At 37.5% G+C, this 13,294-nt stretch carries 9 protein-coding genes and 1 rRNA gene (1 of these 10 only partly in view); 1 reads left to right on the forward strand and 9 read right to left on the reverse strand.

Annotated features, from left to right (window positions below):
- From AC4BBX_RS04615 to dnaE, 9 genes are all read right to left on the reverse strand, one after another.
- A 16S ribosomal RNA gene (locus AC4BBX_RS04615) occupies positions 1–819 on the reverse strand (it extends 739 nt beyond the left edge of the window).
- A gap of 628 nt (positions 820–1,447) precedes the next feature.
- Positions 1,448–2,962 carry a HAMP domain-containing sensor histidine kinase gene (locus AC4BBX_RS04620; protein ID WP_490455278.1) on the reverse strand — a complete coding sequence of 505 codons (1,515 nt, stop codon included), beginning with the start codon at positions 2,960–2,962 and terminating at the stop codon, positions 1,448–1,450.
- A complete protein-coding gene (locus AC4BBX_RS04625) occupies positions 2,959–3,645 on the reverse strand; it encodes a response regulator transcription factor (RefSeq protein WP_490455279.1) in 687 nt (228 codons plus the stop codon). Before AC4BBX_RS04625 ends, AC4BBX_RS04620 begins: the two co-directional genes overlap by 4 nt.
- 150 nt (positions 3,646–3,795) lie before the next feature.
- Entirely contained in the window at positions 3,796–5,217 is a 1,422-nt protein-coding gene (gnd, locus tag AC4BBX_RS04630) for an NADP-dependent phosphogluconate dehydrogenase (protein WP_490455280.1), read from the reverse strand.
- 471 nt (positions 5,218–5,688) lie between these two features.
- Entirely contained in the window at positions 5,689–5,868 is a 180-nt protein-coding gene (rpmF, locus tag AC4BBX_RS04635; RefSeq protein WP_490455281.1) for a 50S ribosomal protein L32, read from the reverse strand.
- A 56-nt stretch (positions 5,869–5,924) separates the two neighbouring features.
- Complete coding sequence (locus AC4BBX_RS04640; protein WP_490455282.1) at positions 5,925–6,479, reverse strand: YceD family protein; 555 nt, start codon at positions 6,477–6,479, stop codon at positions 5,925–5,927.
- 173 nt (positions 6,480–6,652) lie between these two features.
- Entirely contained in the window at positions 6,653–8,437 is a 1,785-nt protein-coding gene (gene pyk, locus AC4BBX_RS04645; protein WP_490455283.1) for a pyruvate kinase, read from the reverse strand.
- 65 nt (positions 8,438–8,502) lie between these two features.
- Positions 8,503–9,465, reverse strand: coding sequence for a 6-phosphofructokinase (pfkA, locus tag AC4BBX_RS04650; RefSeq protein WP_490455763.1), 963 nt, complete (start codon positions 9,463–9,465; stop codon positions 8,503–8,505).
- 153 nt (positions 9,466–9,618) lie between these two features.
- Positions 9,619–12,939, reverse strand: coding sequence for a DNA polymerase III subunit alpha (gene dnaE, locus AC4BBX_RS04655; RefSeq protein WP_490455284.1), 3,321 nt, complete (start codon positions 12,937–12,939; stop codon positions 9,619–9,621).
- A 135-nt stretch (positions 12,940–13,074) separates the two neighbouring features.
- Here dnaE and AC4BBX_RS04660 point away from each other — a divergent pair, with 135 nt between their 5' ends.
- Positions 13,075–13,260 carry a YjzD family protein gene (locus AC4BBX_RS04660; protein WP_490455285.1) on the forward strand — a complete coding sequence of 62 codons (186 nt, stop codon included), beginning with the start codon at positions 13,075–13,077 and terminating at the stop codon, positions 13,258–13,260.
- The last annotated feature ends 34 nt before the right edge of the window (positions 13,261–13,294 follow it).

A 13,294-nucleotide genomic window follows, 5' to 3' on the forward strand; every position in this document is an offset into this window, starting at 1 on the left:
ACTACCAGGGTATCTAATCCTGTTTGCTCCCCACGCTTTCGAGCCTCAGCGTCAGTTACAGACCAGAGAGCCGCCTTCGCCACTGGTGTTCCTCCATATATCTACGCATTTCACCGCTACACATGGAATTCCACTCTCCTCTTCTGCACTCAAGTCTCCCAGTTTCCAATGACCCTCCCCGGTTGAGCCGGGGGCTTTCACATCAGACTTAAGAAACCGCCTGCGCTCGCTTTACGCCCAATAAATCCGGACAACGCTTGCCACCTACGTATTACCGCGGCTGCTGGCACGTAGTTAGCCGTGGCTTTCTGGTTAGATACCGTCAAGGGATGAACATTTTACTCTCATCCTTGTTCTTCTCTAACAACAGAGTTTTACGATCCGAAAACCTTCTTCACTCACGCGGCGTTGCTCGGTCAGACTTTCGTCCATTGCCGAAGATTCCCTACTGCTGCCTCCCGTAGGAGTCTGGGCCGTGTCTCAGTCCCAGTGTGGCCGATCACCCTCTCAGGTCGGCTATGCATCGTGGCCTTGGTGAGCCGTTACCTCACCAACTAGCTAATGCACCGCGGGTCCATCCATCAGTGACGCAAAAGCGCCTTTCAGCTTGCTCTCATGCGAGAAAAAGCATTATACGGTATTAGCACCTGTTTCCAAGTGTTATCCCCTTCTGATGGGCAGGTTACCCACGTGTTACTCACCCGTTCGCCACTCCTCTTTTTCGATGAACCGAAGTTCGGTGAAAAAGAAGCGTTCGACTTGCATGTATTAGGCACGCCGCCAGCGTTCGTCCTGAGCCAGGATCAAACTCTCATAAAAAAATTTGAAAACAATCTTGCGATTGTTAAGCTCATAAAATTAACGTTGCTAGCATTACTGCTTGCTTGTTGTTGTTTGCTTCTATAAAAGAAGCATCCTACACATTTGGTTCGTTTGCTTGCTTTGTTCAGTTTTCAAAGGTCTACGTTGTGCTGCGTTAGCAACTTTTATATCATATCAGCTGACCAAGTAAATGTCAACCATTTTATAAAAGTTTTTTTCAGAAGTTTTTCAACTAACTGAGCTGCTGTTTTCAGCGACTTGATTATCTTAACAAATGAATTGTTATTCGTCAAGGACTCTTTTCAAGAAATTTTCTTGATTTATCAAGGTTATTTCTTGATTTGTTTTTGACGACTTTGTTATAATATCATCTGTTTCAGAATTCGTCAACTACTTTTTTGAAAAAGTTTTTTTGTTTCTTTTTCTTTCTTGTAGTTGTTCAAGATAATAATAAATATAGCAATTCTATCATCAAAAAGCAACAAAAAATGTGTCTGTTTTTGCAAAAAAACAAGGAGGCGAATCATCAATACAGATTCCCTCCTAACGTTCGTATAATTGTTCGATTTGAGCTGTTTTTGATGATAATTTAGAGATTAATTTTCGTTTTAAAAACTAGGGTCATTTAATTCAAATCATTCTCTGCCGCAATTGGAATGTAAATTCTAAAAATAGTTCCTTGCCCCAAACTACTTTCTACAAGAATTTTTCCTTTATAACTTTCTAATAATTGTTTAGCAATAGATAATCCCAATCCATTTCCGCCCTTTGTTCTCGCTCGTGCCTTATCCACTCGATAGAAACGATTGAAAATTTTAGACATATCTTCCGTTGAAATTCCCTCACCAAAATCCTGAATAGCAATTTCCAAGTTTTTTGAACTGTTAGATACTGAGATATGAATCTCATTTCGATTAGTTGAATACTTCACTGCATTATCCAAAATGATAATCAAAATTTGCTCAAAGTGATTGCGGTAGATTTTGATTGTTTTTTCTGACAACAAATCGTCATCCAAAATAAAAGTAAATTCCGGATACAACATTCTAAAGTTATTGCAGATCTGGTAGATGACCTCTTGGGCCTGTGCTGTTTCATTCCCATAATGGATATTTACTTGTTCCGCTCTAGATAAGTCTAACATCTCTTGCACTAGTGTCTTCATTCGACTGATTTCTTGCAAACTAGCTGCCAAGGATTCGTCTAAAATCTCAGGGTCATTTTTCCCCCAACGATTTAACATACTTAAATGTCCTTCAATCACTGCAACTGGTGTTCGTAATTCATGGGAAACGTCTTCTACAAATTGTTCTTGCTGCTCAGTATAAGAACGCATGCGATCTAACATTCCATTAAAAATTTCTGCTAAATCTTCCAATTCATCTCTTGTAGCAATTTTCGGCATATGAATATCCGCTTGTGGATCTTTTTGGATTTTTTCCATAGTATCTCTCAAAATTTTCAATGGTTTTAAGAAATAGGCAGACAATAAGTAACCTAAAATACTACTTACAATTACTGATACAAATTCTAAAATAATTAATAACACTAATAAACGATTGCGAATTGCATAAAAAGAAGTCAATTCATAAAAGGTTTGGATATAGCCAATTTTTTCTCTTGTTTCTTTCGAATAAATGGGTTGTACGATGATAAAACCAGTTAAGCCATCTATCGTAACCACACTTGAACGTTTGGCTTCCGTCTGAGTTAGTTGTAAATGTTTCTCCCTTGTTTTAAACACTAATTCCTCATTAAGGTTATAGGCATATAAAGTGAGTTCTGGTTGTCCTAGTTTCGAAATAAAGGGATCTACTTTCATTAAAATGCCTTCCAAAGTAGATGTTCGGTCATACATTGGATTATCTGCATTGGCACTGTTGGTTAAATTGCGGTAGGTGCTTACCAACGTCAACTGGCTATTTGCATTTGATAAACGGGAGACTACTTCAAAAGTAGTTTGTTCGGCATTGTTTCGTTCCTTCTCAACAAATAACGTAACAGAAGAACGGTAAGTCATGACAGCAAAAACTGTAAAAACCACGAAAATAAATAAAGAACTCGCGAAAGCCCATTTGATAGTCAAAGAGGGCTTTCGTAGTTCCTGCGATCCGTATATTTTTTCTTTTAAACGTTTCACGAACGCATCACATATCCTGTTCCACGGACAGTCTGAATATAACTTTCATCTCCAGGAACATCAATTTTGTTACGTAAATAACGAATGTACACATCCACTACGTTAGTTTCAACTTCTGTTTCATATCCCCAAACTTTATTCAGTAACACATCTCTCGCTAAAACAACGTTGACGTTCTCCATTAATGTTAATAATAATTCATACTCACGCTTGGTTAATTCAATAATTTCAGAACCACGGCGAACGACACGGTTTTCTTTTTCAATTGTTAAGTCACGATAAGTAATGGTTGTTTGTTTCGCTACGTTCTTATCACCTTCAATATCAATTCGGCGTAATAATGCACGCAAACGAGCTAATAATTCTTCGATGGCAAATGGTTTAACGATGTAGTCATCCGCTCCATGATCTAAGCCAGAAACACGGTCAATCACTGAGTCGCGGGCAGTCATCATGATAATTGGTGTATTCTTCACTTGACGTACTCGACGGCAAACTTCTAAGCCATTCAATTCAGGTAGCATTAAATCAAGCAAAATGGCATCCCACTCATTATTTAAAGCTGCGTCCAATCCTGTTCTTCCGTTGTAATGGACTTCAGTGGTGTAGCCCTCGTGCTTCAATTCTAATTCTACAAATCGAGCCAAGTTCTTTTCATCTTCTATAATTAGAATACTACTCATTTGATTATATTCTCCTTTATCCTTCTTTACATATTATTATATGAATAAAATGCTACTTCGATTTTATCATGGAAAGGTAAATTAAAAAAGAGATTCGGCTAATTCTTCTCAGAATAACCGCATCTCTTTTTTCGTTAATAAAAATTGTGCTTATTTTTCGTCATACCATGAATAATGGAAGATTCCTTCACGATCTGTACGTTCATAAGTGTGCGCACCAAAGTAATCACGTTGCGCTTGGATTAAGTTTGCTGGCAAACGATCTGAACGATAAGAATCGAAATATGAAATCGCAGAAGAGAACGTTGGAACTGGAACTCCAGCTTGAACAGCTAATGAGACAACATCACGAACCGCTTGTTGATAGTTCGCTGTAATGTCTTTGAAATAGTCATCCAATAGTAGGTTTTCTAAATCTGCTTCTTTTTCATAAGCATCGGTAATTTTTTGTAAAAATTGTGCACGGATGATACATCCTTCGCGCCAAATCTTCGCAATATCACCAAATGGTAAATCCCAATTATATTCTTTTGAAGCAGAACGTAATTGAGCGAAACCTTGCGCATAACTCATGATTTTGCTGAAGTATAACGCTTGACGAATTTTTTCAACTAACTCTTTTTTGTCACCATCATATTTTGGTGCTTCTGGTTTTGGTAATACTTTACTTGCTTGAACACGTTCGTCTTTATAAGCAGAAATGTAACGAGCAAATACTGATTCAGTAATTAATGGCAATGGTACACCTAAGTCTAAAGCACTTTGGCTCGTCCATTTACCTGTTCCTTTATTTCCAGCAGCGTCTAAAATGACATCCACAATCGGTTGACCTGTTCCTAAGTCATCTTTACGCGTTAAAATATCTGCAGTGATTTCAATTAAGAAGCTATCTAATTCGCCTGTATTCCATTCAGCAAAAATTTCAGCCATTTCATCCACTGAAAGATCTAAAATGTTTTGCATTAAGTCATAAGATTCAGCAATTAATTGCATATCGCCATACTCAATCCCGTTATGCACCATTTTTACATAGTGACCAGCACCATCTGAACCAATGTAAGTCACACATGGAGAACCATCTTCTGCTTTAGCTGAAATTTGTTCTAAAATAGGTGCCACTAATTCATAAGCTTCTTTTTGTCCGCCAGGCATGATAGAAGGTCCTTTTAATGCGCCTTCTTCTCCACCAGATACACCAGTACCGATAAAGTTAATACCTGAGTCTGCTAATTCGTTACTACGACGAATCGTATCTTGGAAGAAAGTATTCCCTCCGTCAATCAACACATCACCTTTATCTAAATGAGGTAGTAAAGATTGAATGGTTGCATCCGTTCCGCGACCTGCTTGTACCATTAAAACGATACGACGTGGTTTTTCGATAGAATCAACAAATTCTTCTACACTGTAAGTGCCTTTTAAGTTTTTATCTGGATTCTCATTGACTACTTCTTCTGTTTTGGAACCTGTACGATTATATAAAGCAACAGAGTATCCACGACTTTCAATATTTAACGCCAGATTTTTTCCCATTACGGCCATTCCAACAACGCCGATTTGTTGTTTTGTCATTTAAATTCCTCCTAATTAAATCCTTGGAAATTTTTAATCTTCTTTATTATAGCGTAAATTAGCGCTCAATCAAACAAAACTATTCTAAGTTTACAATTTTTTTGAATTTTCAGTCAGTATTTGCATCTTAAATAGACATTAGGGCTGAACCTTCCCTAGAAAGTTCAGTTCTAGTTAAAATTTATACTCTTTATTTTCAATGATACACAATGAAAAAACTCCAATTCATCTGCCTGCAAAAACAGAGAAACTCATTGGTCGTGTTCTAAAGAGCTGGCGTTCAATAAACTTTCGGAATTTTGTTCTGGTAATTTCAGTTTCATTTAGACTTTGGATAACAACAGCTTGTACTCTTCATGCCCCAAAAATAAATCAAAATGGATCATAAAAAGTTAGCTTTTAATGTAAAAAAATAAACCTTAGGCCCCATGGTTAGCCTAAGGTTTGAAATTCATTTTCTGAAAAAATGAATTAAGCTTCTTTTGTTGAAACTTCTTTACCATCGTAATGTCCACAGTTTGCACAAACGTGGTGGCTTTTTTTCAATTCTCCACAGTTTGGACATTCGTTTAATCCGTTGATAGATAATTTGTAGTGTGTACGACGTTTAGCTTTTTTAGCTTTTGAAGTTCTTCTAGCTGGTACTGCCATTTTGCTACACCTCCTTAAAATTGCAAGCAACCAAGTGGCTGCGATTTATTCCAATCTTACTCTTCTTCTTCATTCAACAGTGAAGATAGCTTCGCAAGACGAGGATCAATAGTTGATTCTACCTGTGAATCTTTTTGTTGCAAGAAGTCATCTTCTGAAATAACGACCCAATCATTTCCTGAAGGTAAATCATTGGAGTGTTTTTCTTCTTCTGTCAAAACTTGCATTGGAATCTCAAGTAGAATGTTGTCAGCAACTGAGCTGTCTAAATCCAGTGTTTGTGCTTCTAAAATTAGAATCTCTTCTTCTGGAATATGCTCATCTCTTTGCTGGTATTGCTCTGGTGTCATAAATACCTCATCGACTGAGAAACTCATAGGTAGTTCTACTGGTTCTAATGAACGTGTAGATGGAAGTGTAATAACAGTTTCCACAGTATAGTGTAAGATATATTCCTTCTTACTTACTGTAACTAACCCTGTGACTTTCACCGGAGCTAAATTAATTATTTGATTATCCCGCTCCGTCAATTCGTCTGTAAGGTTAAGCACCTCTTCAAACGTTAGCGGCATGTCTTGGTATTTTCTTAATTCTAATAATGACCATTTCATTTTTTCATCACCTCTAAGCAACAAAAGCTATTATACAGAGGATATTTACCTTTGTCAATGAAATTTTCTTGACACCCTTTTTATTGACATAAAAATAAGCTCCTTTGTTATTTTATTCAACTATAGATAAAGAAAAAGCAGGGGAAATCCCCTGCTTAGAAAGGCTATTTAAATTAAATAGCTGTTGTTTCTCCACGGTAGATAATTCCACGACGAGGGTCAACAGTAACTAATTCACCGTCTTTAACAATTGAAGTTGCATCTTTTGCACCAACGATAACTGGTAGATCTTTCGCAATACCGACAACTGCAGCATGTGAAGTTAATCCGCCATCTTCAACAACTAAAGCAGCAGCTTTTTCGATTGCTGGCATATATTCTTTATCAGTTGTTGGTACAACTAATACCATACCATCTTTTGCTTTTGCAATTGCTTCTTCTGCATTTGAAGCAACGACTGCATTGGCAACAACCGCACGGCCACCAACACCTTGAGCTTCGATTAATTTAGAACCAATTAATTGAATCTTCATAACGTTAGTTGTTCCGCGTTCACCAACTGGTACACCAGCAGTGATTAGAATTAAGTCACCTTCTGTAGCGAAACCTAATTCAACAGCTTTTTTAGTAGCTAAGTCGAACATTTCATCAGTTGTTGATGGTTTTTCAGCAACTGTTGGGTAAACACCCCAGTTTAACATCAAACCACGTTTTGTGCGTTCATCAAAAGTTACAGCTAAGATATCTGCATCTGGACGATATTTAGAAATCATTTTAGCAGTGTGTCCTGATTCAGTTGCAGCAACGATACATTTAACGCCTAAGTTTTTAGCAGCACGGGCAACAGATAAACCAATTGTTTCTGTTACGTCAGTTTTATCAAATTGATTAATTTGATACGTACCTAATTTAAGCATTGATCTTTCTGCTTCTTCATCAATACGAGCCATTGTTGCAACAGCTTCTACTGGGTATTTACCGTTTGCAGATTCACCAGATAACATTGTTGCGTCTGTTCCATCAAACACAGCGTTGGCAACGTCAGAAGCTTCCGCACGTGTTGGACGTGGATTTTCTTGCATTGATTCCAACATTTGAGTTGCTGTAATAACTGATTTACCAGCAGCGTTACATTTTTTGATGATATCTTTTTGAACCATTGGTACTAATTCAGCGGCAATTTCCACACCCATGTCTCCACGAGCAACCATGATACCGTCAGAAACTTTTAGAATTTCTTCGATATTATCGATACCTTCTTGAGATTCGATTTTAGAAATGATTTGTACATGAGTCATGTTTTTCTCTTCTAAAATTTCACGAATTTCAAGTACATCTTGTGCTTTACGAACAAAACTTGCTGCGATAAAGTCAATATCGTTGTCTAAACCAAAACGGATATCTTCAGCATCTTTTTCAGTGATACCTGGTAAGCTGATTGAAATACCTGGTGCGTTAACCCCTTTACGAGAACCTAACATACCATTATTTTTTACTTCTACAACTAATTCACGATTTACTTCGTCTTTTTCAATAACAACCATGTCAATTAGACCATCATCAAATAAGATATGTCCGCCTAAGCGTGCATCGTCAAACAAACCTGTATAAGTTACAGAGATTTTTTCTTTTGTTCCTTTTAATTCAGGATCCATTGCAATACGAGTGATGTCGCCTACGTTAAATTGGATGTATCCTGCACGACCGTAATCTGCATCAGTTGTATCTTGAACAGTTGTACGGATTTCAGCGCCTTTAGTATCTAAAAGAATCGCTACGTCTTGACCAGTTTCTTTTACTGCATCACGAACTAAATTCATGCGAGCTAATTGCTCTTCATGATCGCCATGAGAGAAATTGAAACGGAATGTATTTGCACCTGATTGGATTAACTGAGAAATAATTTCTACTGTATTACTTGCAGGACCTAATGTACTAACGATTTTTGTTTTTTTCATTGAATAATATACTCCTATTCGTTTATTTTTAACAAATGCTTAACTTTAATAAAAACCTGTGTGTCTTAGTATGAAATTTCGTAGTTCAAATTATACAATGAAAGATCTGGGACATGTTTGCCTGATTCTAATGTTTCAACAATATTAGAAGCAACGACTTGGTTATCAACCATTCCGATACATAGACCGCCTTTACCTTCACTTAATAAATCAACTGCGTATCCACCAAATTTACTTGCCAAAACACGGTCACGAGCGCTTGGAGAGCCTCCACGAACAACGTGTCCTAAGATAGTTACACGTGCATGGAAATCACCATATTCTTTCAATTTAGCCGCGAATTCATTTCCGCCCATCACGCCTTCAGCTAAAACAATCATACAATGTTTTTTGCCGCGTTCTCGACCTTCCTGAATACGTTTAGCTACAGATGACATATCAAAATCATGTTCTGGAATAATAATCTCATCTGCTCCACCAGCAACACCTGCCCATAAAGCGATATCGCCAGCATTACGTCCCATTACTTCAATAATAAAAGTACGTACGTGAGAAGTTGCTGTATCGCGAATACGGTCCAAAGATTCAATTACTGTGTTAATAGCAGTATCAAAACCAACTGTAAATTCAGTTCCTGGAATATCATTATCAATTGTTCCCGGAATACCTACTGCAGGAAAACCATGTTTAGTCAAAGCCATAGCGCCATGGTAAGAGCCGTCTCCACCAATAACTACTAAACCTTCAATCCCAAATTTTTTCAATTGCTCAATTCCTTTTAGCTGCCCTTCTTGTGTTGCAAATTCAGGGTAGCGTGCAGAATATAAGAACGTTCCTCCACGTTGGATTTTATCGCCAACGTCAGCAATTTCCAAACGGCGGATATCTCCAGCAACCAAACCAGCAAAACCGTAGTTGATTCCAAAGACTTCCATTCCATTAAAAATTGCTTTACGAGTTACCGCACGAATCGCAGCATTCATACCAGGTGCATCTCCACCACTGGTCAAGATTCCGATGCGTTTCATATTCATTTTCACCTCATTAAGATTTATATTTTAGTATTATCTAATTAATTGCTAAAAATAAGCATTAACCACGAGTAGTATTCTACCATTAATTGCTCCAAATGTCTTGAATAATGGAGAAAAAAAGAAGTTATAATTGAAATTTACTGAAAATTATCTAAAAACAACATTCTCCGAACCAAAAATAGTTTTTAATTTTTCTTCCACTTCTGGACTATGGTTAAGCCAATTTTTTTCATCAATTAATTGCGTTCGACGATCTTTTTCAAAAAATAAAACAATCGGAACATTCCCTGAAGCATTTCGAATCATTTTCGAAAAATCAGCGAGAATTGCTTTTTCATCTGCTTGTGTGCCAATCCGTAAGTAACAAGTTTCATCTGAGATTTGCTCTTCTAAAGAGGAAGCCAACAGAATATGATGGGCCAAGATTTGTAACTCTCCATTAAATTTACTCGTTTCGACTTTTCCTTCTAGATAAATCACTTGATTTTCAGCAACTTCACTTCGAATTTGACGATATAAGTTTGGAAAAATCGTCACAGAAATTTCCCCACTCGCATCGTTTCCTTCTAAGAAAGCCATCTGTTCCCCTTTTTTTGTGCGAATCTCACGAATTCCTCTAATGTAAAATAAAAGTTTTGTTTGTTGACCACTGACTACTTCAGCAACTTCTTGCACTTTTTTCCACTGACGAATTTTTTTGTATTGTTCGACAGGATGTCCTGATAGATATACACCCAACAAATCATCTTCTAAGAGTAGTCGCTCTTCCAAGGTATAGTCATTGATCTCTTGTTCCTTTAATGCCATCATCTCCAACAGTTCCATGCTACCACCACTGTATAAAACATTTTGAATTTTGCCTTCTAGTTGTGCAATCATTTGTCGGCGATTGTTGCCTAAATCATCAAAGGCGCCAATTGAGATCAAGGGTGTAATCAAGTCTTCTTTTAACCATTTTGTATTTTTACGGCTTAAGCGTGCTAAAAAATCATCTAATGATGTATACAAGCCATTGGTTTTACGTTCCTCTAAGACATCCAACAGAAAATCGCGGCGAACGCCTTTAATCGTTCCTAAACCGAAACGAATTTCATTCACTCCAGATAACCAAAATCCAAAACCACTCCGATTAATATCCGGCGCTAACAACTGAATATTACGTTTATTCGCTTCATTCATGTACTCTTTGACTTTGCTTGGATTATGTCGAACAGACTGCAATAAAGCTTTAAAAAACGGCGCTGGATAATGAACTTTTAAATAGGCCATTTGAAAACCTACAAAAGAATAGGCAAAGGCATGCGATCGGTTAAAACCGTAATCAGCAAAACGTTCAATATAATCGTACACTTCATTGGCTTTGGCTTCTGGATAACCATTTTTAATTGAACCTGTTACAAAATGACGACGTTCTTCATCTAAGACATCTTTTTTCTTCTTACTAATTGCTCGTCGTAAAATATCGGCTTGTCCTAAAGTAAATCCTGCCATCTGTGAGGCCACTTGCATGATTTGTTCTTGATAAACCATTACGCCATAAGTATTCGCTAAGATCGGAGCTAAGCTTGGATCTGGATAGGTAATTTTTTCCTTGCCTTGTTTTCTACGAATAAAGGTATCAATATTTTGCATAGGACCTGGACGATAAAGAGCATTCACTGCCGCAATATCTTCAATATTTTCTGGTCCTAAGCGACGTAAAACATTCCGAATACCCGCTGATTCAAACTGAAAAACTCCAGCTGTTTCGCCTTTTTTAAAAAGCTGAATCGTGGCTTCATCATTTAAAAGAATATCTTTTTGAGTAAATTCCGTCTTGGTTAATTTACGAATCCCTTGCAAAGTATCATCAATAATGGATAAATTTCGTAGTCCTAAGAAATCCATTTTTAGCAAACCGACTGCTTCGACATCATTCATCGTAAATTGAGTGAGCCAAATTTCTTCTGAACCTGCTTGCATCGGGATAATTTCTGATAGTTTTTCATCACTAATCACCACTCCCGCGGCATGGGTGGATACATGACGGGGCAAACCTTCTAGAATTGTCGCCACGTTGTACAACTGACGATTTCTTTCATTCAATTCAACTAACTCTCGCAAAGCCTTAGATTCATTGAAGGCTTTGGACAAAGTGATTTTTAATGTATTCGGAATTGCTCGTGACCAACGACCTGCTTCACTTTGAGACAAACCAAAAACCCGACCAACATCTCGTAAAACCATCTTGGCAGCCATCGTCCCAAAGGTCGCAATTTGAGCCACGTGTTCTTGCCCGTATTTTTCTTTGACATACAACAATACTTCTTCTCGGCGATTGTCAGGAATATCCAAGTCAATATCTGGCATCGTGTAACGTTCGGGATTTAAAAAACGTTCAAACAATAAATCATACTCAATCGGATCCACATCGGTAATTGATAAGACATAGGCCACCAAAGAACCGGCTGCCGAACCTCGACCCGCTCCTGTGACAATATGTTGGCGGTGGGCAAAAGCCATTACGTCCCAGATAATTAAAAAGTAATCATCAAAACCCATCTCATGAATAATAGATAATTCGTAAGCCAAACGTTCTTGATAAACTTCCGTCAGATTGACGACTCGTTGTGGCAACAACTTTCTACAAAGTTCTTCTAAATAAGCTTGGGCACTTTCTTTTTCCAATGGATAATGTGGCAACAATGTCTGATGCAAAGGAATCTCCACCTGACAATCATTGGCAATTTTTTCTTTGTTTCCCCAAGCTGCTGGTGAATGGCTTAAAAACCATTCCTTTTGTTGTTCAGAAGAAATCAGACTAGAATCTTGACTGGTCGCAGCTAAAGCCTCTCTGAAATCCACAATCTGAGTCGCATTTTTTATATGGTGTAAAACATTTACCGCAAAAGCTTCCGATTCTTCTAGCGAATCCACCAATTGATACGCAACAGGAGGAACTGCCACTTTTGCCATCCAGTCTACCACACCATCAGCTAATTGATGATTATAGGCTAAGCCATAAAACAACTGCTCTTTGCCAAACATCCTTTTTAATTCTGTCACTCGTTTTTCAGCAGCTTGATTTTCTTCGATTAGTAGACTAGTTAGTTCATTTTGAGTGGGTAAAACTGCATAAAGATTCCCTGCCATCTTAACTTCTTCTAAACGAACCTCTCCAGTAATCATTTTTTGACTGGATAATTTCATCAAGGTTTGATAGCCTTGAAAATTTTTGGCAAACAAAAAAATCTCGTGTTCTTGCTGTGTCACTGGAGAATGATAGGCTAATAATAGACCCACAATCGGCTTGATGCCTGCTTTTTGACAAGCTTGAACAAATTCTAAAACACCGTATAAATTATTTGCATCGGTTATCCCTAACTGCTGATAACCTATGGATTTCGCCTGCTGGACATATTGAGGAATTTTAATCGTACTTTGCAACAACGAATAAGACGTAATTGCGGTTAAATGTGAGATAGACATTGAGAGATTCCTCCTAATTAATAAACTATAGCTAAATTATGAATATTTTTTTGAAAATAAATTGAAAATCTTTACAACTAGCGAAAATGTGATACACTAAGAGCAAGATTTTGAGAATTGAAGGAAGGTGTAGCAATGCGCTACTTAGCAACCATTTTTTGGGCTCTTGCATTAGGTCAAGTTGTAGGCTTCTTAGGTGGGGCTTTATCCAGCACGCCTTATGATTTTACCTTAACCACTATTTTTTCATTAGTTGCCGCTTTGATTATTATCGCTATCGGCAAAGTCGCAAGTCCATCAAAGAATTCGACTCAATCATAAAAAAAGTCCCGTTACAGTTTATTGTAACGGGTTT

The organism is Enterococcus sp. AMC1157, from assembly GCF_058216555.1.